Origin of the sequence: uncultured Streptococcus sp., from assembly GCF_902463925.1 — a bacterium.
In the GTDB taxonomy this organism is placed as follows: domain Bacteria; phylum Bacillota; class Bacilli; order Lactobacillales; family Streptococcaceae; genus Streptococcus.
The window spans coordinates 24,670-46,354 of sequence record NZ_CABQHE010000005.1 but is presented as its reverse complement, the minus strand read 5'-3'; the positions used below and the strand labels follow the sequence as shown (position 1 = coordinate 46,354).

The following is a 21,685-nucleotide window of genomic DNA, read 5'->3' as shown; positions in this document are numbered from 1 at the left end:
AATGTCTACATTTACAAATTACGTTGAAGCGAAAAATAAAAATCTTAAAGAACTTTCAAACGAAGAAATCTACTACCTTTTGTTAGAATTTGTAAAAGAAGCAGCTGCTCCAAAACCTAAAAACGATAGCAAACGTAAAGTTTACTACATCTCAGCTGAGTTCTTGATCGGTAAACTTTTGTCTAATAACTTGATTAACTTGGGCATCTATAAAGATGTGAAAGCTGAATTAGCTGCTGCCGGAAAATCAATTAGTGAAATCGAAGATGTTGAACCAGAGCCATCTCTTGGTAATGGTGGTTTGGGACGTTTGGCTTCATGCTTCATCGATTCTATGTCAACACTTGGTATTAACGGTGAAGGTGTTGGTCTTAACTATCACTGTGGTCTTTTCAAACAAGTCTTCAAAGATAACAAACAATATGCTGAACCAAACTACTGGATTGAAGATCAATCATGGTTGGTTCCAACTGATATCTCTTACGATGTTCCATTCAAAAATTTCACTTTGAAATCTCGTTTGGACCGTTTGGATATCTTGGGTTACAAGAAAGAAACTAAGAACTACCTTAACCTCTTCGATATCAATGGTTTGGACTATGGTTTAATTGAAAAAGGAATCACTTTTGATCAAGACGAAATCCAAAAAAACTTGACACTTTTCCTTTATCCAGATGATTCAACTCGTAAAGGTGAGCTCTTGCGTATCTACCAACAATACTTCATGGTATCAAACGCTGCTCAACTTTTGATTGACGAAGCTATCGAACGTGGATCTAACCTTCACGACCTTCCAGATTACGCTTACGTACAAATCAACGATACTCACCCATCAATGGTAATTCCAGAATTGATCCGTCTTTTGACAGAAAAACATGGATTTGAATTTGATGAAGCAGTAGCAATCGTAAGCAAAATGGTTGGTTACACAAACCACACTATCTTGGCTGAAGCCCTTGAAAAATGGCCTCTTGACTACCTTGAAGAAGTTGTTCCACACCTTGTTGTTATCATCAAAAAATTGGATACTATCGTTCGTGAAAAATTCGAAGATCCACGTGTTCAAATCATTGACGAACACAACCGTGTTCACATGGCACACATGGATATCCACTTCTCTACAAGCGTTAACGGTGTAGCAGCACTTCACACAGAAATCCTTAAATCTTCTGAGTTGAAACCATTCTATGACCTTTACCCAGAACGCTTCAACAACAAAACAAACGGTATTACATTCCGTCGTTGGTTGGAATTCTCAAACCAAGAACTTGCTGACTACATCAAAGAATTGATTGGTGATGGTTACCTTACTGACGCAACTCAATTGGAAAAATTGGCTGCCTTTGCAGATGATCCAGCAGTTCACAAACGTTTGTCTGAAATCAAATATGATAACAAGTTGTCTCTTAAACGTTATCTTAAAGCCAACAAAGGTATCGATCTTGATGAAAACTCAATCATTGATACACAAATCAAACGTTTCCACGAATACAAACGTCAACAAATGAACGCTTTGTATGTCATCCACAAATACTTGGAAATCAAAAAAGGAAACCTTCCAAAACGTAAAATCACTATCATCTTTGGTGGTAAAGCAGCTCCTGCCTACGTTATTGCTCAAGACATCATTCACTTGATCTTGTCACTTTCTGAACTCATCAACAATGATCCAGAAGTAAGCAAATACCTTAACGTTCACTTGGTTGAAAACTACAACGTAACAGTTGCTGAACACCTTATCCCAGCAACAGATATCTCAGAACAAATCTCATTGGCTTCTAAAGAAGCTTCAGGTACTGGTAACATGAAATTCATGCTTAATGGTGCCCTTACACTTGGTACAATGGACGGTGCCAACGTTGAGATTGCTGAATTGGTAGGACCAGAAAACATCTTCACATTCGGTAAAGACTCTGATACAATCATCGACCTTTATGACAAAGCTGGCTATGTATCACGTGATTACTATGAAAAAGATGCAAACATCAAAGCAGCTGTTGACTTTATCGTAAGCGAAGACCTTGTTAAACTTGGTGATAAAGAATGCTTGGAACGTCTCCACAATGAACTTATCTCTAAAGACTGGTTCATGACATTGATTGACTTGGCTGAATACATCGAGAAGAAAGAAGAAGTATACGCAGCTTACGAAGATCAAGAAGCATGGAACAAAAAAGTTGTTTATAACATCGCTGAAGCAGGATTCTTCTCATCTGACCGTACAATCGAACAGTATGACAAAGACATCTGGCACACAAAATAACAGCTTAATTGTATAAAACGAAAACGAGATCAGAAATGGTCTTGTTTTTTTACGATAAATTGCAAGAATAAGTGCAATATTGAAGGACGCTCAAATCCAGATCAATCAAACTAGCGTAGAGCCAGTTATAGATGGTTTTATAGGTTTCTATCTTTATTCGGTCGGTTATGGTAAGATGGGAGTAGCTCATAGTTTTATCTCGGCTTCTGTTTGTTTCGTTACTTACAGTTTACACCAATGAAAGGCTATGAGTTTTTTGGGTGCACTATATTTCACAATTTATCATAAAAAACACAGCTAATAGGATAATCAACTGATGTTTACATAAATAAATTTTTGTTATTTTACGATGGTAATTCAATATATAATATATATTTCTTTATCATAGATAAAAGACTCATAAGCTCTTTGGTAGGCATTATAGAGAAACATTCCAAGAGCAACAAAAAGAAGCAGAGCAAATGCTACTTTGGCCTTTTTATTTATTTTACTGGTTAGCCTCGAGAAAAAGAGACTTAATTTACTAGGATTTTGTATCATTCTAAAACTCCCCATATAGTTTCTACTATTACATCATGAAAATCCTTATACCTAAGGCGTCTTCGTGTACTTTGTCACCGTTTTCCTTTATAATATAAGTATCACATTACAAGAGGAGACCTCATGAAATATATTGTAAACACATCAAATGACCCTGCCTATAATATTGCTTTGGAAGCCTATGCCTTTCGTGAATTGGCGAATGAAGATGAATTGTTCATTCTTTGGATTAACCGTCCAGCTATCATTGTCGGTAAGCACCAAAATACCATTCAAGAGATTAACAAAGAATATACAGATGCTCATGGTATCAAGGTCGTTCGTCGTTTGTCTGGTGGTGGCGCTGTTTATCACGATTTAAATAACCTCAACTATACTATCATCTCTAACAAGGCAGATGAAGGGGCATTTGACTTTAAGACTTTCTCTCAACCAGTGATCGCAACCCTTGCTGATTTGGGAGTTAAAGCTGAATTTACTGGGCGTAATGACCTTGAAATCGATGGTAAAAAGTTCTGTGGAAATGCTCAAGCTTACTATAAAGGTCGTATGATGCACCATGGTTGCTTGCTTTTTGACGTTGATATGTCGGTTCTTGGCCAAGCCCTCAAAGTCAGCAAAGACAAAATTGAATCAAAAGGTGTTAAATCTGTACGAGCTCGTGTGACAAACATTGTAGACGAATTGCCAGAAAAAATCACTGTAAATGATTTCTCAGATAAAATCTTGGAAAAAATGAAAGAATTCTACCCAGAAATGACAGAATACGTCCTTTCTGAAGACGAATTGGCTAAGATTCAAGATTCTTATGAGAAACAATTCAATACCTGGGATTGGACTTACGGACAGTCGCCAGAATACACAGTAGAGCGTAACGTTCGTTACCCAGCAGGTAAGATTTCAACTTATGCCAATGTTGAGAATTCAATTATCAAATCTGTTAAGATTTACGGAGATTTCTTTGGTATCGGGGATGTATCTGATATTGAAGAGTTGCTGGTCGGTGTCCCTTACGAGTACGAAGATGTCTTGGCTATACTTAAAACCATTGACACAACACATTATTTCTCTCGCATGACAACCGAGGAAGTTGCAAAAGCTATCGTAGCTTAATCATTGTTTGAACAATCTGGAAAAATCCAGGTTGTTTTTTTTGTGAGTTTCTATATTATCTAAGTTAGTCATTTTATAGAATAAGCCAACGAACCTAAAAAGCCTATATAAGAGAAAAATACCCCACAACATCTTTCCGAAAAACTGTAATTTTCTTGAAAGAAACATAAGGGTGTGATATACTTCTATTAAGTAATTATGGAGAATAAAACCAATGAAACGTGAACTCTTACTGGAAAAAATTGAAGAATACAAATCTCTTATGCCTTGGTTTGTTTTGGAGTATTATCAATCTAAACTTTCGGTACCGTATTCTTTTACAACCTTATACGAATACCTTAAGGAATATAAACGCTTTTTTGACTGGTTGATTGACTCAGGTATTTCAGATGCTGATGATATTGCCTCAATTGACATCAAAACCTTAGAAAATCTAACTAAAAAAGATATGGAATCGTTTGTCCTCTATCTACGTGAACGTCCATCTTTAAATACCTATTCAAAGAAACAGGGTGTCTCTCAAACGACCATTAATCGTACGCTTTCAGCTCTATCTAGTCTCTATAAGTATTTAACTGAGGAGGTCGAGGGTCCTGATGGTGAGCCATATTTCTATCGTAACGTTATGAAAAAAGTTTCTACTAAGAAAAAGAAAGAAACTCTAGCTGCACGTGCTGAGAATATCAAACAGAAACTTTTTCTAGGCGATGAAACCATGGAATTCCTTGATTATGTAGAAAATGAATACGAAGTCAAGCTCTCAAATCGCGCTAAATCATCGTTTTATAAGAATAAAGAACGTGATTTAGCGATCATTGCCTTGCTGCTGGCTTCAGGTGTTCGACTCTCTGAAGCTGTTAATCTGGACCTTAAAGATATCAATCTTAAAATGATGGTCATTGATGTCACTCGAAAAGGTGGCAAACGTGACTCAGTTAATGTAGCAAGTTTTGCAAAGCCCTATCTTGAAACTTATCTCAGTATCCGTGATAAACGCTATAAGGCTGAAAAGCAAGACCTTGCCCTATTTTTAACAGAATATCGAGGGGTTCCAAACCGTATTGATGCTTCAAGTATCGAAAAAATGGTTGCTAAGTATTCTCAGGATTTCAAGATTCGTGTTACTCCCCACAAGCTTCGACATACTCTGGCAACACGCCTTTATGATGCTACCAAGTCTCAAGTTTTAGTTAGTCATCAACTTGGTCATGCTTCCACTCAGGTCACTGATCTTTACACCCATATTGTAAATGATGAACAAAAAAATGCTCTAGACAATTTATAATTAGCTATCCTAACCACTCCAAATTGGAATGGTTATTTTTAGTTTACATAAATTTAATTATGCCAGACTAATTTTATTCACGATTATTAACAGAACTAAAATTATGTAAATTATTGTGAATAAAAACAAACTTTCCATGAAGGAAAGTTTGTTTTTTATATTAATAATCTTTAAGAGCTGATTCAACCGCAGATTTTTCTTTTTCAATCAAGTTGACTCGTGCAGCAATTGTCTTAATTCCCATCAATATATTGCGTTCCAAGGCTTTGTCACTTGTTTTTGGCTCGAAGAAAGCAATATATTGATCAAGACGTTCTTGCGTTTTAAAGATTGATGCTGGGATATTAACAAAGCTATCAAAGCTCATATCGCCACCAAGAGCTGCTTTAATCCACTCCCAGTTTTCTTTAGCCCAGTTCCAAACGGTCTCCTGAGCAAAAGTTTTGCTGAGGAAATTCATATACCAGAGATACAAATCTTGCGGTTTAACAACGTTTTTATCTTTAAGCTGACCTAGTACGTAGTCAAGACCTTCTTGATTTTTAAGGTATGAAAGTGCTTGAGTCAATTGACGACGGAAGTTACTGTCGTTTGTTGCCACGTATGCATGGACATACTTTTCAAGAAGAGTATGACTGTTTTCTTGTTTCATTTGGTTGATGAGGACAAGGCCACGGACACTTGCTGGAATACTTTCGATGTTTTCTTTATGGGCTTGGAAAACACTTGCGGCTGCAAGGACTGTTGGTTGATAGTCTGCTTGAATCAAGTGGCTAAGAGCTGTTTGACGGACCATTTCATCTTCATCTGACTCTCCATCTTTGGCATCGAAACCAAGGCGTTCAAAGTCATTTTGGAATTGACGACGTACCAAGGCTTTATAATGCACTTCTGCTTCTGTATCTTCATCGATGAAGCGTTTCAAACCAGCAAGGATTTGAGATTTAGCTTGAGCAATCAAGAAGCTTTCTTCCTTTTTGACAAGATCAAGAAGAGCAACTAGGCTTGCATAAGAGATACGTCCACTTTCCGCTAGAAGACGACGTTCTTGTAAAATTTGAAGTTTACTTACAGTATCAAGGTTTGTAAAATCTTCTAAGATATTGTCCAAGAGTTGTCCTTGATAGTCTGTGATGTAATGTGCTGTATTAGCTGTATTAAGACGGAGAGCTCCATTATTTTCAGCAGCAAGCTGGCTATAATTTGGAATCTCAATAAGCTCTTCTGAAAGTGTATCTGGAAGACCATTCCAGTTTGTATTCAATGGAATCTCCCAAAGACGTCCTTTGTCTTCATGTTCACCAATAAAGAATTGTTTTTGACTAAGGATAAGCGTATCTTCAACAACTTCTGCACTAACCACAGGGTAACCTGGTTGCTCTAACCATGTATCCATAAAGCTAGAAACATCCTTACCTGAAGCATCCGAAAGAGCATTCCAAAGGTCACGTCCAACAGTATTGTTATATTGATGTTTTTCGAAGTAAGCCTTAAGTCCTTTAGCAAAGGCTTCGTCACCTAACCAACGACGAAGCATATGCATGAGACGGCTACCTTTAGCATAAACGATAGCGCTATCAAAGAGAGTATTAATCTCATCTGGGTGATTAACTTCCATGTGAACAGACTGTACACCATCTGTAGCATCACGTTGGAGGGCATGAGGGACACCAGTTGTTTGGAAATCTTCAAAGATGTTCCAACTAGGTTCAATGGCATCTACTGAAACATACTCCATCATATTGGCAAAGCTTTCGTTAAGCCAGAGATCATCCCACCATTTCATTGTTACAAGGTTACCGAACCATTGGTGAGCCAATTCGTGGGCAACAACAAGAGCAACTTGCTGTCGGCTTGCAGCTGAGCTATTTTCATCTACAAGGAGGTAAACTTCACGATAGGTAACAAGACCCCAGTTTTCCATGGCACCCGCTGAGAAGTCAGGAAGAGCAAGGTGGTATGATAATGGGATAGGATACTTGACTTGGAAGTAGTCTTCATAGAAGTCGATGACACGAACGGCAATATCAAGAGCGAAGTCGACGCTATTTTCTGCTTGTGCAACTGTAGCGAAGACACCAACTTCAGTGCCATTTTGTGTTTTGGCTGTTTTACCTTGGAGAGCACCGAAACCAAAGGCGAGAAGGTATGTAGACATGCGAGGTGTTGTCTCGAATGTCCAAACTCCAGTTTCTTCACGCAAATGGCTATTGATTTCTGGCATGTTTGACAAGGCAATATCGCCTTCTTCAGCGTCAAATTTCAATGAGAGATCAAAAGTCGCTTTTGCTTCTGGTTCGTCGACAGAAGGAAAAGCTTCACGGGCGAAATGAGATTCAAACTGTGTTGAAATAATTTCCTTCTTTTCGTCATTGTAAGTGTAATATGATGGATAAATACCAGTCATATTATCTGTGATGCAGCCAGAAAATTCTATGAAAATTGTTAGAACCCCAGTTTCTGGAAGTTCAATATGGAAAGCCTCATTGTCATCATCCATTTGGAAGTTCAAGGATTCATTATCCAAGAGAACTGAATTAATGGTAAGGTCTTTTTGGTGAAGGGAGATGTGATTATCAAAGGCCTCACCTGTAATGGCAACATTCCCTGTAAAGGTCTTTTCAGAACGATTAATGTCCAAGAAAAGATTGTAGTTTTCAGGGATGAAACTTTCGATAAAACGAGCAACAGATGCTGTCATACGTATATACTCCTAATCTAACTTTTCGTATCGAAACAGACTGACAAATGTTTCGATATCAGACTCTTTTGCAAAAGAAAAGGGTCTGAATTATTCAATACAGACCCATTATAACATAGATTGGAAGCTTTGCCTACAGTTCAATGATTTTACCAGACTTGAGGTAGACAACCCACTCGCAGAGATTGCGGGCATAGTCACCGATACGTTCCAAATACATAAGTACTTGGAAATATTCTTTGGCAGCGAAGGCAGCATCAGGATTCTTGCGAACACCTTCTACTGTCATGGCTTGAATATCACGGAAATAGTTATCAATGATTTCATCTGAAGCTGCGATCTCATAAGCACGTTGTTCGTCACTGTTCAAGTAAACATCTAGAGCATCTTCGACCATGTGGCGAACTGCTTTCCCCATTTTCTTGATTTCAGCTTCAATTTCAGTTAGGCGTTCTTCACCTTTAATGCGGATAGTTGCTTTAGCGATAGCAACGGCATGGTCACCCATACGTTCAACGTCACTAGATGCTTTGAGCGCTGTGATAACTGTTCGCAAATCACTTGATACAGGTTGCTGAAGAGCAATAATTTCAAGCGATTTTTTCTCAAGTTTGGTTTCGTAGTTATTGACGATTTCGTCATTTTCAATGACTTCCTTAGCCAAATCACGGTCATGGCTGATAAAGGCACGTACGGCTTTCTTAAGCTGAGCTGCAACCTCTGTACCCATAGCGTAAAATTGGTTGTGGAGTTTTTCTAATTCTTCTTCGAAGGGAGTTCGTAACATCATAATTGTTTTAGTAATCTGTCCTTTCTTAACCGAATTTACCGGTAATATAATCTTCTGTTTCTTTATGTTGTGGATTTAGGAACATGTCTTTCGTTGATGAATACTCAATGAGCTCTCCATCGAGGAAAAAGGCTGTTCGTTGCGAGATACGGCTTGCCTGTTGCATAGAACGTGTAACAAGCAGCAAGGTATATTGGTCCTTAAGGTTATATAGGGTTTCCTCAATCTTACCAGCGGAGATAGGGTCGAGAGCAGACGTTGGTTCATCAAGAAGGATAACCTTTGGAGACGTGGCAAGAACCCTTGCAATACAGACACGTTGCTGTTGCCCTCCTGAAAGTCCAAGTGCTGAGTCATGGAGACGGTCTTTGACCTCTTCCCAGATTGAAGCACCTTTTAGTGACTCTTCTACTGCTTTGTCAAGGACAGCCTTATCTTTGATACCATTGATACGAAGGCCATAAACCACGTTTTCATAGATAGACATTGGAAAAGGATTGGGTTGTTGGAAGACCATTCCGATTTCTTTACGGAGTTCAACAGTGTCTGTTCGAGGACTGTAGACGTTGTGGCCATTGTAGGAAACAGCACCAGTAAGTGTCCACTCGGGGTTTAAATCTCCCATTCGGTTGATAGAACGGAGCAAGGTTGATTTTCCCGATCCTGAAGGTCCGATAAGGGCCGTGATTTCATTTGGATAGAAATCCATTGTCACGTTATTGAGGGCTTTTTTCTTATTGAAATATACCGATAAATCATTGATTGAAATGATTGGTTCAGTCATAAGTGCTCCTTTCTATCCAAAACGTCCTGATACATAGTCATTAGTTGACTGTAGGGCAGCATCTTGGAAGATTTTCTTGGTCTTATCATATTCGATAAGATCACCAAGGTAGAAGAATGCTGTATAATCACTAGCACGCGCTGCTTGCTGCATATTGTGCGTTACGATGATAATAGAATAATCTTCTTTAAGTTCGAACATGGTCTCTTCTAGCTGCATAGTAGCAACAGGGTCTAATGAAGCTGCAGGCTCATCCATGAGGAGAATCTGCGGTTTCACTGCAATAGCTCTTGCAATACAAAGACGTTGCTGCTGACCACCTGAGAGGGTAAAGGCAGATTTATGAAGATCATCTTTAACCTGATCCCAAAGACCTGCTTGCTTAAGCGATGTCTCAACAATCTCGTCCAAGGTTTCCTTATCTCTTACACCCTTACGTTCGTGAGCAAAGGTAATGTTTCTGTAGATAGACTTGGCAAATGGATTTGGACGTTGGAAAACCATTCCAATATGTTTACGCATTTCATAAACATTGATATTGCTTGCATTGACATCGACGCCTTGATAAAGGATTTGTCCAGTAACCTTAGCAATATCAATCGTATCATTCATACGGTTTAGGCTACGAAGAAAGGTTGATTTCCCGCATCCTGAAGGCCCAATAAGAGCCGTAATTTTATTTTTCTCGAATTGCATGTCGATTCCTTTGATGGCTTCTTTTTGGCCATAATAGACATGCAAGTCCTTTGTTTCAAGAGCGAGCTCCTTCTCTGGGAAGGTGATAATATGACGCTCGTCCCAATTATATTTTGTCATGATAACTCCTTTAAGCGGATGTTAATTTCTTATGGAGGTAAGCTCCCAAACGACGTGCACCAAAATTGAAAATCAAAATGAAAATCAAGAGTACTGCTGCTGAACCAGCAGATACTGCAGTGGCATCAGGAGTCGTACCTTCTGAGTTGACCTTCCAGATGTGAACAGCAAGTGTTTCTGCTTGGCGGAAAATCGAGATTGGACTAGAGATGCTAAGCGGATTCCAGTCGCTCCAGTTAAGTGCTGGTGCCGATTGACCTGCTGTATAGATAAGTGCTGCTGCTTCCCCGAAAATACGGCCAGAAGCAAGAACGATACCAGTAATAATACCAGGTAAGGCCTCTGGAACAACAACGTGACAGATCGTTTCCCATCGAGACAAGCCTAGAGCTAGCCCAGCTTCACGTTGGGTATGGTGGACTGTTCGCAAACTATCTTCAACCGTACGAGTCATTTGTGGTAGGTTAAAGACCGTTAAAGCCAAGGCACCTGATAGGATTGAAAATCCATACTGAAATTGGACAACGAAAATCAAATAACCAAAGAGTCCGACAACCACTGAAGGTAGTGAAGAAAGGATTTCAATACAGGTACGAACAAAGTTGGTAAGACGTCCTTTTTTAGCATATTCTGATAAGAAGATTCCAGCTCCCATTGAAAGAGGCACAGAAATAATCAGGGTAATAACTAAAAGGAAGAATGAATTGTAGAGTTGAACCCCAATTCCTCCACCAGCTTTGTAAGATGATGATCGACTAGTCAAGAATGACCAGCTGATGTGTGGTATCCCGCGAACCAAGATATAGAGAATCAAGGCTGCCAGGATTGTTACAATAATGCCAGCAATCACATAAAGCGTGCTGATGGCAATTTTATCAATTTTTTTAGCGTTCATAATTTCTCTTTCTCTCACGGGTAATGAATTTCACCAACATATTAAAACCAAGACTCATCAATAAGAGCACCAAGGCAAGAGACCAAAGGACATTGTTTGAAACAGTACCCATGACTGTATTCCCGATTCCCATAGTCAAGACAGATGTCAATGTTGCTGCTGGTGTTGTTAAAGAAGTTGGAATCACTGCGGAATTTCCGACAACCATTTGGATGGCTAGAGCCTCACCAAAGGCACGGGCCATACCAAAGATAACGGCCGTGAAAATACCTGGTTTAGCAGCGTTAAGTGTCACACGCCAAATCGTTTGCCAGCGTGTAGCTCCCATGGCAAGACTAGCTTCACGATAGTGACGAGGTACTGCACGAAGCGTATCTGTTGTCATAAAGGTTACGGTTGGTAGAATCATGACAAACAAGACAAAAGTACCTGAAAGAATACCAAACCCTGTGCCACCAAAAATTAAGCGAACAAATGGGACCACTACTTGGAGACCAATGAAACCATAAACAACAGATGGAATCCCAACCAAAAGTTCAATAGCTGGTTGTAAGAATTTAGCACCTTTCGGAGAAATTTCAGTCATAAAGATGGCTGCTCCAATGGCAAATGGCGTTGCTACCAAGGCCGAGAGCAAGGTAACTATGAACGACCCTAAAATCATTGGCAGAGCTCCGAACTTGCCTTCAGATGGCGACCAATCGCCACTAAAGAGGAACTCGACCAAGCTGACTTTATTAACAAAGAAAGTCGCCAGCCCTTTTTGAGCAACGAAAAGTAAAATCATGGCTACGATAAAAACAATCAAAGCTAGGCAAAGGAAAGTGATCGTTTTACCAAACTTCTCGAGGCGTGAATTTTTAGAGGGTGATGTTAATTGCTTCACCAATTCTTCATTTTTCATGCTTACTCCTCACTCTTCTTTGAGACGTTACCATCAGCATTCTTGGTAACTTTCATGCTATGGATGGAAATGTAACCCATTTTTGCGACGACGTTTTCTTGGACTTCGTCACTCATCATATAATCTAAGAATTGTTTGGTATAGCTATCCGGTTTTCCCTTGGTATACATATGCTCGTAAGACCAAATAGGCCAATCGTTAGTTGCAACATTTTCAGCTTTTGGTTCAAAGCCATTTAACTTCAATGTTTTAACAGAATTATCAAGGTAGGCAAATGATAGATATGAAATAGCACCTGGTGTCTGAGCAACGATTGACTTAACCATACCGTTAGAATCTTGCTCTTGAGTACGGATTGGTGATTTGCCATCCATAATTACTGCATCGAAAGTTGCGCGTGATCCTGAGCTAGCCGCACGGTTAATAATCGTGATCTCTAGGTCTTTACCACCAAGCTGTTTCCAGTTTGTGATTTCCCCAGTGAAAATCTTGCGAAGTTGTTCGGTTGTCAAGTTATCTACAGGGACTTCTTTGTTTGTAATCACTGCAATTCCTGCAACGGCAACTTGATAGTCAACAAGCTTACTGGCATCTATTCCAGATTTTTCCTCAGCAAAAAGGTCACTGTTTCCGATTTGAACGGCACCGGATTGTACTTGAGAAAGTCCAGTACCAGAACCACCCCCCTGAACGTTAACGATATTTTCAGGGTTCTTTTCAGCGAACCCATCTGCTGCCGCCTCCACTAAGGGTTGAAGAGCCGTAGAACCAACTGCTGTAATGGACTGGCCACGGTCAATCCAAGAGGCACAGCCAGTTAAGACTAGCATGGCCATTGCCAGTGACAGAATCACTGCAAGGACTTTTGTTTTTTTCATTTTTGTCCTCCGACATTTTGTTACATAAATAAGATAATGTCTCATATATATGCTGTTAAAAGACATCTACTTAATTATACCAAGTATAGCCTAATTAAGTCATATTAAAGTTTGATTACAGGCCCTTATATATGGAATCTCAATCCTTTAGGATAGTTGTTTTTAACCATGTTTCCAACGATCTTGGCAAATCCAAATCCATTGCCATCCACTAAAAGCTGATACCAACCGTTTGGTTGCGCTTGATCTAGAGTGACCACATTACCAGAAACATATTGGGCAAACTGGTCTTGAGTTAGCTCTATACTTGAAACAACTTCATCTGAGGTTAACGCAATTCCAAGCGCAAAACTTGGTTCGAAACGTTTTTTCTTGAAGACACCAAGATGCAGACCGTTACGAGCAATTTTAACTTTAGAGAGGTCTGGAAGTCCCTTAGGAAGCAGATAGAGATTGTCCCCAAAAACTTGGAGTAAACCATTTAGACTAGTCTTAAGGTGTTTATTGGCAAAATCTTCCCAAAGTTGCTTCTGTTCCTTGTTTAGGTTAGATTTTCCTTCTTTGATACGTGTCTGCTCAGGGACGCGCTTATCCTGGAATTTTGCTACAAACTGGCCTTCACCTTTGAAATGGTGTGGATACATTCGAGCTGTTTCTGGAAAATCAACCCCACCTCTCATACCGTTCCATTTAGGGATTTCTACTAATTCAAGATCAGGGTAATTTTCTAAAATCCAAGCGACAACCCCTTCGTTTTCCTCAGGAGACCAGGTACAGGTTGAGTAGATCAATTGACCACCAGGAGCGAGCATCTTCAAACCGTCTGACAGAATATCCTTCTGCAATTGTGCCAGTTCACTAGGGTAATCCTTGTGCCAATATTGGATGGCATCAGGATCCTTGCGGAACATTCCTTCGCCAGAACAGGGTCCATCAAAGACAATCGTATCAAAGTAATTTTTGAAAACTTTGGCTAACTTATCAGCTGACGTGTTAGTCACAACAACATTTCTCGCCCCAAAACGTTCTATGTTTTCAACCAGAATTTTACTACGCTTTGGATTGATTTCATTGCTGACGAGCAGTCCAGTATTATCTAAGTAGCTTAGAAGATGAGTAGACTTTCCGCCTGGAGCTGCTGCCAAGTCTAAGACACGACTTCCCTTGGCTGGAGCTGCCACTTGAGCAACCATTTGAGCAGCTGGTTCCTGAGAATAAACCAAACCAGTTGCATGATCGGCAGATTTTCCAGAAATTTTACCGTAATGGCCCCAAGGTGTTTCAGGAATAGCATCAGGAAAGTCCTTCTGTTGCTTTTTCAGAGGGTTAGTACGGTAGGCGGACACAGCTTCTTGGTCAAAAGATGCAAAGAAGTCCTTCGCTTCATCTCCAAGGAGGTTATTATATTTTTCTATAAAGTCTGATGGAAATTGCATAGTTTCCTTTCTATCAAAAAACTGGACTAACCAAGAGAACTTGCTGTTCTGATTTGTCCAGTATGGTTTTTTGTTTTAAATTAATTTTCTGAGCCCATAATATTCTTGATTTCTTCAAGTCTGTCTTTAGGCACAAGCATTACAGCTTGACGACTAGAATAATCCAGTGGTTCTCCGGTAATGGTCTCAAGATGATAACCCAATTTTTCTCCCATAATACTTGCTGCAGCATAGTCCCAAGGGTAAATAACTGAAAAGTAAGCTAAAATTTGACCAGATAGGACTTTTGACATGCTTAAACCAGCACCACCGTAGACACGAACACCCAAGGTCTTATCACTAAGGTCTTTTAAGCCGTGAAAATTTTTAGCATACATGGCTCCATTGCTAGCGACTAGGCACCGGTCTAAAGGTCGACTTTTATAGGCTGGAAGCAATTTGTCATTACAATACACATCAAACTGGCCACCACCATAGAAAAGTTGATCAGCCATGACGTTATAAATGAGACCAAATTTCCCTTGCCCCTCTTCATAGTAGGCAATCATCACACAAAAATTATCTTGTTGGACAATAAAATTGACCGTTCCATCAATAGGATCCAAGACCCAGACGTTTCCATCTTTGATATTATGCACCAAGCCATTTTCTTCAGCGAAAATATTGTCTGAAGAAAAGGCAGATTTAATACGTGCCACGAGTAAATCTTGTGTTTGTTTGTCAATATTAGTAACTAAATCATCAAAAGCCGTCTTCTCTTCGACCGTGATTGTTTTACTTAAACTTTCTTTGATAAAAGCACCAGCTTCTTTGATGATTTCTTTGGCGAAAATCAGTTTATTTTCCAAGTGATACAAATCCTTTATCTTTTGCTTTAGCAGCTTTGACAGCTTGATAGATTGAAAAACCGCTAGCTTCTTCAAAGGCCTTGTCTAGTTGCTTTTCAGGCGCTTTGCCTGGAACAACGGTTTTAAATGCCTTGTAGGCTTGCAAGAGTTGGTCACGGTCAACCTTGCTCTCGTATGCTTTTTCTACCTGACTCAAAAAATGAAGCACTGTGGTAATTTCCTCAGTGCTCCATGATGGATCGAGTGGGTAGGAATAATTTCCTTTAGTCATTGTTACCCTCAATTTCAGCTCGAATGGTCGCTTGACGCAATTCTTGCTTTCTATAATCACGAGGCAAAAAGGCACGAATTTCATCTTCGTTAAAACCGATTTGCATGCGTTTGTTGTCCATAATGATAGGTCGACGAAGAAGATTTGGATATTCAGAAATCAATTGAATGAGTTCCTTGATGGTCAAATCTTCCACATCGATATTTAGCTTCTGAAAGACTTTTGAACGGGTTGAAATGATATCTTCAGTACCATTTTCCGTGTAAGACAAAATCTTCATCAACTCATCGTGAGTTAATGGGCTCGTGATAATATTGTGTTCGTCAAAAGCAACTTCATGATTAGTCAACCAGGCTCGTGCTTTCCTACAGCTGGTGCAGCTAGGTGATAAAAACAAAGTTACCATGCAAACACCCCTTTCACTTTAACATTCCTAATCATTATACATTATTTGATTAGTTTTGGCTACGCTTTCTTAAAATTTTTCCGCGATTTTTTTATCGGCCTCCAGTTGAGCGCAAAGTTCATCTATATTATTGAACTTAATCATATCCCGGATATAATCTAGCCAAAAAACTTCGATTGTTTTTCCATAAATATCGCCTTCGAAATCAAAGATATTGGCTTCAAGACGGAGTTCTGTTCCCCCAAAGGTAACGTTTTTTCCTAGGCTAGTCATGGAACGATAGCGTTTGCCATCAATCACAACATCGGCGACATAGACACCATCAGCAGGTAGGAAAGTTCTGTCGATAGGTGCTAGATTTGCTGTTGGAAAACCAATAGTTCGACCACGCGCATCGCCATGTACCACGATGCCTCGCGTAGAGAACTCATGCCCTAAGAGATTATTGGCTTCTTTAACCTTGCCTTCTCGTATCAATTGACGTACACGTGTTGACGAAATCTTTTCACCATCGCTTTGTTGCTCTTCAATGACATGGACATTACCAGAAAAATTACGGGCTAGATAGTCCGCATCCGTGCGATGATGTCCAAACTTATAATCAAAGCCCACAACAACCTCTTGAGCTTTTAAACGCTTAATATAGCGGGCGATGAAATCATCTGAACTCGTGCGGGCAAAATCACTATTGAAATCTGTTAAGTAAAGCTGATCAGTGCCATAGGCTTCAAAAAGATTACAACGTCTCTGAGGGGCTGTGATATGAAGGAGGAGATCATCCGTAAACCGTTGAAAAGTCAGTTGAGGACTCTCGTTAAAGGTAAGGACAGCTACTTCAAGCTGTTTGTCATCAGCAATTTGGCGCGCCTTATCAAAAAGGACCTTATGACCACGATGAAGCGCATCGAAATAGCCTAAGACAAGAACCGTTTCCTTTTCCTGATGGATATCTTTATAATCGTTAATAGAAGTTATTTTCATTGACTTAATACTTTTCTAGGTTTATAAACTTGATTTCTCTTTTCCATGATGGCTAGAACTTTGTCTCCTAAAAAGGCCGCAACCAAAGGCTCTTGGCTATCAATTGAAATAAAGCGACCAAATGAGATTTCTTTGGCATCATCTTCGGTGACTTGTACAGCTGGGAGGTCCTGAACGCCAAATTCTATAGGAAGGAGGAAGGATTGATCTCCTGCTTCTACCATTTCTGAGATTTGAGAGAGAGTTAATGCCTTATCTAAGGTTAGACCAGCTGAAGCTGTTCGACGCAGAGCAGACATATGACTCGCATATCCGAGTTTAGCACCCAAATCGACAGATAAGGTACGGACATAAGTCCCCTTACTACAAGCAACACGGAAGGTGAATTTTGCGGTGTTGTTTTCCAATTCAATAGGAGAGGTACGGACAAACTCGGTAATTGTCACTTGACGTTGTGGACGCTCTACTTCTTCACCAGCGCGTGCGTACTCATAAAGTTTCTTTCCGTTGACCTTAACCGCTGAGTACATAGGAGGAATTTGTGTGATTTCTCCCTCAAAACTAGCCATTGCCTGATCGACAGTTACTTCATCTAGCTCTGTTATTGGAGTTGTTTGGACGACTTCTCCACTAGTATCCTCGGTAGTTGTCGAAAAGCCAATGGTAATTTCTCCCTCATAGACTTTCCCTGCTTCAGTCATGTATTCAATGACACGCGTCGCTTTTCCAACTGCTATAGGTAGGACACCAGTAACATCTGGATCAAGAGTTCCTCCGTGCCCAATTTTTTTCTCATGTAATATTTTGCGTAGTTTAAAAACAGCATCATGGCTGGTCATTCCAGCCTCTTTTTTTAGATTAATAATTCCTGAAATCATACTTTTAATTATATCAAAAGCAATCCTAAAGAGCTAGGTAGAAACATAAAGAGGTAGAGAGCAAAGTCTCTAACCTCTTGAGTATTATAGTCATAAGCAATCGCAAGACTGCTAGCTTTTTTAATCAATATCTCTTTTAAGATCGCTTTCCAGTTCAAAGAAAGGTTGAATATCTTGTACATACTCAAGGACACCCTGAAAGTCTCCCTTGTCAGCCCTAACAGCTGCATAGGTAACATAGACGAATTTTCCTAAACGTTCAGATTTGAACCACATTGTAACTTGGTCACGCTCTCCACTTCTTAGTAATTCAAAGATTTTCTTGACCTTTTCGAGCACTTTTGGCGGATGACAAAGTTCAACGTTTCGCCCAATTTGGCTAGGTGTTCGTTTAAAAACCATTTCATTGGCAGGAACATTATCATTATAGTATTGGAAAATATTCTCTTTATTGACGAAAGTGATTTCCAAAGGAAGATGGTTAAGAATGAGATTGGCCTGCTCCACAGAAAGATAACCATTGCCAAAAGGTTGCGTTGTTTCTCTATCTACGACAGTTTCAGTTTTTGGCTTTGGGGTGAAGCTGATGGTGAATTGCCCTTCTGGGGTTTCAATAATTCGGGCATTGCCCGTATGTGCGTCAGTGCTTAGACCAGACTGTTCTTGCAATGTCTTCGTATTGTCTTCCTCAAAACGCTCACGCTTAGGTTTCCAGACAGCTGTAGGTTTTATAATTGCATAGCCATAGGCATCACTTTCTTCGGCAATCGAAAGCCAATCATCCTGCGTGAAGGTTTCAAGCAGAATCATAAGTAAGATAGCCTCTTCCTTGAAAATCATGGCTTCAAATTCTTCTGAAAAAGCTTCAAAGGACTTTGAAAATTCTTCTAAATCTCCTTTTGGAAGTTCTTGGAGTTTAGCCTCTGCATCTCGAAAGAGTTTCCGGATGTCATCGTCTACTCCCCACATAACTTTTGGAGGAGAATCATGACCATAACGCTCCATGATGGGAAAGAAAAGCTTTTCTTTACGCGTATAATGATTATGGAATTGTCCAAGTAAAGTCATCTGATGCTTAAGCCCATTGAGTAGGTCAGATTTGAAGTCTTCATTTTCAGGCTTACTGATATTTTCTATGATACGTCGGATACGGAGAATAGCTGAACGTAGAGCTAAATTCTCTTGTTTAAAGACATAGACAGGGTGGCCCTCTTGATCAGCGTCTGCCACTTCCACATCAGCAATAGCTCCTTTAAAGAGGTTGGCATGGACATTACAAAGGCTCATAACATCTTCAAAGGTAACCCCATCTTCAGATGACATCAATTCATGCTCCATCATAGAGATTTCAAGGGCAGATACTCCCTTGAAGTGTTGATTGAAGCGCTCTTGAACACTCTCGGGACTGGCTCCCTGGTGTAAATCTAGGAGTATTTCTTTGAGTATTTGAATACGATTGTTTTCCATATTAGTCTCCGATGACATCATAACCATTGAATAGTAAGGTTTGCTTGATTTTATCTAGGGGAATATTAGCTAACTTAGAGCCAGCTTTTAGACTGGTCACCTTACCGACAGTATTTAGCATAGCTGGGTTTGACAAGGGCTTAAAACCAAGGTCAATCAGTAACTCCTTAACCTCTGGATGTTCTTTTATGATTGTTGCGACTGGTTGTGATAAATCTATGGTGTTGGTAGTCATAATGACCTCCTAATAACATATTTACTACTACCATTATACACGAGAATAATGAAAAAAGGCTAACAAACCTTAGTCTGTAGCCTTTAATTAGTTTCCAAATAGAGCTTCTGTAACATTATGTTGGATATTTTCCCACTCTTGCTCTGCACGAACCATCTTACGATGGAAATCTGCACGTCCACGTAAATATGCGGCAATCTGATAATCTTGCTTAACAATTGGTATCTCAGGAATTTTGATGTCCAAAAGGTCAGCCGTCGATAAATTGAGGACGGCCTTTCCCTTATCAGCATAATCTAAATAGGCACGACCAATTTCGGTCTCAAGGAAAAACTTGATGTAGAAACCACGGAGTTTTTCCTTAGGTCGTAATACTGTGATATTTGATGAGGCAACAACTTCACGCTTGCCCTGATCTTCGAAAACAGCAACTTTTTGTACAGTCCCCTTAGATGCAATAAGTACATCTCCATCTTCTAAGAGAAAGCGTAAAAGTTTGCGACGTTCCTCAGAAAATGTTTTTAGGTCATCGTAGGCAATGCCGTTAGGTGTCATATCTGATAGATTAATGACAGCAAATTCGCCAGGTTCTGCCTTAGCTGGGACAGCTTTTCCTTTAAATTGATCGACAACATCGCCTAAACGAACAAGTTTGTCTGTATTAGCTTCGTAATCGATAATCAGTTGAGGTCTTTCTTTTTCAGACATCGAATCTCCTTTTTATATTTTACTATCCGTATTGAGTATTGCTATACAATAATAACAAGAAGCTAATACTTTTGCAAGCAAAAACTGTAAGAAAGGCAAAATAAAAAAGAGACCTGGGCCCCTTTTTATAAGCTTTTAACTGCTGCTACTGCCGCTTCATAGTTTGGATCAGTATTGATATTATCCAAATATTCGACATAAGTAATCTTATTGTCAGCGTCTGCCACTAAAACGGCACGCGCTAACAAGTGCCATTCTTCAATAAGGACACCATAATCTTTACCGAAACTATTATCATAGTAGTCAGAAAGCATAATGGCATTTTCAAGACCTTCAGCACCACACCAACGAGCTTGCGCAAATGGTAGGTCCACTGAAATAGTGATAACTACAGTATCATCTAGTTCTGACAATTCCTTGTTAAAGGTACGTGTTTGAGTTGAACAAATACCAGTATCGATTGATGGAACAATAGAGATAACTTTTTTCTTTCCTTCGAATTCTGAAAGTGATTTTTTCGTTAAATCTGTTGCTGTCAAGTTAAAGTCACGCAAGGTATCTCCAACTTGAAGTTGTTTGTCTTCTGCTACTGTAACTGGTTTTCCAATAAATGTTGGCATGTTAGTCCTCCAATACTTTTTTACTATTGTACTGCAAATAGAGCAAGAAGCCTAAGCATTTGTTTAGAACTTTTCAAACAGTAGTTTAATTTTTTCAGCAATCACTGTATTAATTGCAGGAATGACTTCATCCGCAAAGTCTTTCAGATAGGGATAATCGCCAACTTGCACACCATATATAGCATTTTTGAAAAGAGAAATATCATTTTGGTCATTCCCAAAAGCTACAAAATCCTTACCGAAATGGTTCAGAACAGTACTTGCCTTGGTAACTCCCTTAGCATTAATGTAAAGACATCTTTCGATATCATGGTAAGCAAGGTCTAAACATTCCAGTTTGTTTAGATTAAAGATAAGCTCTTCTCGGATATCCTCATGCTCTGCAAGTGGAATAACAGCTTTAATGGGCTTATTAAGTTCATAAACAGGCAAAATCCTTGCTTTGTTTAAAGGGTCAACATTTGAAAGGAAAGGGATTTGCTCAGGATTTTGAATAGCATAATTAAAGGTATCATCAATAAAATAAGGGAGATTATAGGTATCACAGTAGCTAACAATAGTTCTAAGAGCATCAGAAGGTATTGTGTATTAAAATACTAAGCATTCATCTTGAAAGACTTCACCACCGTTTAAGCCAACTACTGTCAGCTTTTTCAATTCTCCCTCCAAAATACTAAGACAGTCTCTGTAAGAGCGTGCTGTTGCAAAAATAATCTCATGACCGTATTTAGGTGCTGTTAAAAGAACCTCTTGTAGTTCTTTTGACATGGTCATGCCATCAAAACATAGGGTTCCATCCAAATCAAAAACAAATTTCATAGGGATAGTATAACAAAAAACCAGCTAAAGAGCTGGTTTGAATATCT

At 39.4% G+C, this 21,685-nt stretch carries 20 protein-coding genes and 1 pseudogene; 3 read left to right on the top strand and 18 right to left on the bottom strand.

Annotation, left to right across the window (positions count from 1 at the left end; translation table 11 throughout):
• Nucleotide 1: 1 nt before the first annotated feature.
• From glgP to xerS, 3 genes are all read left to right on the top strand, one after another.
• Nucleotides 2-2,263, top strand: coding sequence for a glycogen/starch/alpha-glucan family phosphorylase (gene glgP / locus RDY04_RS04890; RefSeq protein WP_303950735.1), 2,262 nt, complete (start codon nt 2-4; stop codon nt 2,261-2,263).
• A 663-nt stretch (nt 2,264-2,926) separates the two neighbouring features.
• Entirely contained in the window at nt 2,927-3,916 is a 990-nt protein-coding gene (locus RDY04_RS04885) for a lipoate--protein ligase (protein ID WP_303950733.1), read from the top strand.
• A 214-nt stretch (nt 3,917-4,130) separates the two neighbouring features.
• Entirely contained in the window at nt 4,131-5,201 is a 1,071-nt protein-coding gene (gene xerS / locus RDY04_RS04880; RefSeq protein WP_303950731.1) for a tyrosine recombinase XerS, read from the top strand.
• A gap of 160 nt (nt 5,202-5,361) precedes the next feature.
• Here xerS and RDY04_RS04875 read toward each other — a convergent pair whose 3' ends face one another.
• The 18 genes and pseudogenes from RDY04_RS04875 to RDY04_RS04790 form a co-directional block, all read right to left on the bottom strand.
• The gene (locus RDY04_RS04875) at nt 5,362-7,902 is read right to left on the bottom strand and encodes a M1 family metallopeptidase (RefSeq protein ID WP_303950730.1); all 2,541 of its coding nucleotides are present in this window, start codon (nt 7,900-7,902) and stop codon (nt 5,362-5,364) included.
• Nucleotides 7,903-8,035: 133 nt separating this feature from the next.
• Nucleotides 8,036-8,689 (bottom strand): phosphate signaling complex protein PhoU, encoded by a 654-nt coding sequence (phoU, locus tag RDY04_RS04870; protein ID WP_288628120.1) that lies wholly within the window; start codon nt 8,687-8,689, stop codon nt 8,036-8,038.
• A gap of 28 nt (nt 8,690-8,717) precedes the next feature.
• Nucleotides 8,718-9,476 carry a phosphate ABC transporter ATP-binding protein PstB gene (gene pstB, locus RDY04_RS04865; RefSeq protein WP_002884992.1) on the bottom strand — a complete coding sequence of 253 codons (759 nt, stop codon included), beginning with the start codon at nt 9,474-9,476 and terminating at the stop codon, nt 8,718-8,720.
• A gap of 12 nt (nt 9,477-9,488) precedes the next feature.
• Nucleotides 9,489-10,292 carry a phosphate ABC transporter ATP-binding protein PstB gene (gene pstB, locus RDY04_RS04860; RefSeq protein ID WP_303950726.1) on the bottom strand — a complete coding sequence of 268 codons (804 nt, stop codon included), beginning with the start codon at nt 10,290-10,292 and terminating at the stop codon, nt 9,489-9,491.
• Nucleotides 10,293-10,302: 10 nt separating this feature from the next.
• A complete protein-coding gene (gene pstA, locus RDY04_RS04855) occupies nt 10,303-11,187 on the bottom strand; it encodes a phosphate ABC transporter permease PstA (RefSeq protein ID WP_303950724.1) in 885 nt (294 codons plus the stop codon).
• Nucleotides 11,177-12,091: a phosphate ABC transporter permease subunit PstC gene (gene pstC / locus RDY04_RS04850; RefSeq protein ID WP_303950722.1), complete on the bottom strand. Its 915-nt coding sequence runs from the start codon at nt 12,089-12,091 to the stop codon at nt 11,177-11,179. Before pstC ends, pstA begins: the two co-directional genes overlap by 11 nt.
• 2 nt (nt 12,092-12,093) lie before the next feature.
• Nucleotides 12,094-12,969 (bottom strand): phosphate ABC transporter substrate-binding protein PstS family protein, encoded by an 876-nt coding sequence (locus tag RDY04_RS04845; RefSeq protein WP_303950719.1) that lies wholly within the window; start codon nt 12,967-12,969, stop codon nt 12,094-12,096.
• 125 nt (nt 12,970-13,094) lie between these two features.
• Nucleotides 13,095-14,405, bottom strand: coding sequence for an RsmF rRNA methyltransferase first C-terminal domain-containing protein (locus tag RDY04_RS04840; RefSeq protein ID WP_303950717.1), 1,311 nt, complete (start codon nt 14,403-14,405; stop codon nt 13,095-13,097).
• A gap of 80 nt (nt 14,406-14,485) precedes the next feature.
• Nucleotides 14,486-15,253: an inositol monophosphatase family protein gene (locus RDY04_RS04835; protein ID WP_303950715.1), complete on the bottom strand. Its 768-nt coding sequence runs from the start codon at nt 15,251-15,253 to the stop codon at nt 14,486-14,488.
• Nucleotides 15,243-15,524, bottom strand: coding sequence for a UPF0223 family protein (locus RDY04_RS04830; RefSeq protein ID WP_303950712.1), 282 nt, complete (start codon nt 15,522-15,524; stop codon nt 15,243-15,245). The genes RDY04_RS04835 and RDY04_RS04830 overlap by 11 nt, the downstream gene beginning before the upstream one ends.
• On the bottom strand, nt 15,517-15,930 hold the full coding sequence (locus tag RDY04_RS04825; protein WP_303950710.1) for a Spx/MgsR family RNA polymerase-binding regulatory protein: 414 nt from the start codon (nt 15,928-15,930) through the stop codon (nt 15,517-15,519). The genes RDY04_RS04830 and RDY04_RS04825 overlap by 8 nt, the downstream gene beginning before the upstream one ends.
• A 69-nt stretch (nt 15,931-15,999) precedes the next feature.
• Nucleotides 16,000-16,911 carry a bifunctional riboflavin kinase/FAD synthetase gene (locus tag RDY04_RS04820; RefSeq protein ID WP_303950708.1) on the bottom strand — a complete coding sequence of 304 codons (912 nt, stop codon included), beginning with the start codon at nt 16,909-16,911 and terminating at the stop codon, nt 16,000-16,002.
• Entirely contained in the window at nt 16,908-17,789 is an 882-nt protein-coding gene (gene truB, locus RDY04_RS04815; RefSeq protein WP_303950706.1) for a tRNA pseudouridine(55) synthase TruB, read from the bottom strand. The genes RDY04_RS04820 and truB overlap by 4 nt, the downstream gene beginning before the upstream one ends.
• A gap of 120 nt (nt 17,790-17,909) precedes the next feature.
• A complete protein-coding gene (locus tag RDY04_RS04810; protein ID WP_303950704.1) occupies nt 17,910-19,256 on the bottom strand; it encodes a DUF438 domain-containing protein in 1,347 nt (448 codons plus the stop codon).
• A gap of 1 nt (nt 19,257) precedes the next feature.
• Nucleotides 19,258-19,491, bottom strand: a complete 234-nt coding sequence (locus tag RDY04_RS04805) for a DUF1858 domain-containing protein (protein ID WP_008534650.1) — start codon at nt 19,489-19,491, stop codon at nt 19,258-19,260.
• 87 nt (nt 19,492-19,578) lie between these two features.
• Complete coding sequence (locus tag RDY04_RS04800; RefSeq protein ID WP_014633121.1) at nt 19,579-20,199, bottom strand: restriction endonuclease subunit S; 621 nt, start codon at nt 20,197-20,199, stop codon at nt 19,579-19,581.
• Nucleotides 20,200-20,324: 125 nt separating this feature from the next.
• On the bottom strand, nt 20,325-20,819 hold the full coding sequence (gene tpx / locus RDY04_RS04795; RefSeq protein WP_303950694.1) for a thiol peroxidase: 495 nt from the start codon (nt 20,817-20,819) through the stop codon (nt 20,325-20,327).
• A 63-nt stretch (nt 20,820-20,882) separates the two neighbouring features.
• Nucleotides 20,883-21,638 (bottom strand): annotated as a pseudogene (locus RDY04_RS04790) (HAD hydrolase family protein).
• Nucleotides 21,639-21,685 lie beyond the last annotated feature (47 nt).

Bases quoted from the DNA above. Each gene is read 5' to 3' on its own strand.
- phoU (WP_288628120.1), bottom strand. From the start codon at position 8,689: ATGTTACGAACTCCCTTCGAAGAAGAATTAGAAAAACTCCACAACCAA.
- RDY04_RS04810 (WP_303950704.1), bottom strand. From the start codon at position 19,256: ATGGAAAACAATCGTATTCAAATACTCAAAGAAATACTCCTAGATTTA.
- truB (WP_303950706.1), bottom strand. From the start codon at position 17,789: ATGATTTCAGGAATTATTAATCTAAAAAAAGAGGCTGGAATGACCAGC.
- RDY04_RS04885 (WP_303950733.1), top strand. From the start codon at position 2,927: ATGAAATATATTGTAAACACATCAAATGACCCTGCCTATAATATTGCT.
- RDY04_RS04845 (WP_303950719.1), bottom strand. From the start codon at position 12,969: ATGAAAAAAACAAAAGTCCTTGCAGTGATTCTGTCACTGGCAATGGCC.
- RDY04_RS04830 (WP_303950712.1), bottom strand. From the start codon at position 15,524: ATGACTAAAGGAAATTATTCCTACCCACTCGATCCATCATGGAGCACT.
- pstB (WP_002884992.1), bottom strand. From the start codon at position 9,476: ATGACTGAACCAATCATTTCAATCAATGATTTATCGGTATATTTCAAT.
- RDY04_RS04800 (WP_014633121.1), bottom strand. From the start codon at position 20,199: ATGTCTGAAAAAGAAAGACCTCAACTGATTATCGATTACGAAGCTAAT.
- RDY04_RS04805 (WP_008534650.1), bottom strand. From the start codon at position 19,491: ATGACTACCAACACCATAGATTTATCACAACCAGTCGCAACAATCATA.
- pstA (WP_303950724.1), bottom strand. From the start codon at position 11,187: ATGAACGCTAAAAAAATTGATAAAATTGCCATCAGCACGCTTTATGTG.
- RDY04_RS04840 (WP_303950717.1), bottom strand. From the start codon at position 14,405: ATGCAATTTCCATCAGACTTTATAGAAAAATATAATAACCTCCTTGGA.
- glgP (WP_303950735.1), top strand. From the start codon at position 2: ATGTCTACATTTACAAATTACGTTGAAGCGAAAAATAAAAATCTTAAA.
- tpx (WP_303950694.1), bottom strand. From the start codon at position 20,819: ATGCCAACATTTATTGGAAAACCAGTTACAGTAGCAGAAGACAAACAA.
- RDY04_RS04820 (WP_303950708.1), bottom strand. From the start codon at position 16,911: ATGAAAATAACTTCTATTAACGATTATAAAGATATCCATCAGGAAAAG.
- xerS (WP_303950731.1), top strand. From the start codon at position 4,131: ATGAAACGTGAACTCTTACTGGAAAAAATTGAAGAATACAAATCTCTT.
- RDY04_RS04875 (WP_303950730.1), bottom strand. From the start codon at position 7,902: ATGACAGCATCTGTTGCTCGTTTTATCGAAAGTTTCATCCCTGAAAAC.
- pstB (WP_303950726.1), bottom strand. From the start codon at position 10,292: ATGACAAAATATAATTGGGACGAGCGTCATATTATCACCTTCCCAGAG.
- pstC (WP_303950722.1), bottom strand. From the start codon at position 12,091: ATGAAAAATGAAGAATTGGTGAAGCAATTAACATCACCCTCTAAAAAT.
- RDY04_RS04825 (WP_303950710.1), bottom strand. From the start codon at position 15,930: ATGGTAACTTTGTTTTTATCACCTAGCTGCACCAGCTGTAGGAAAGCA.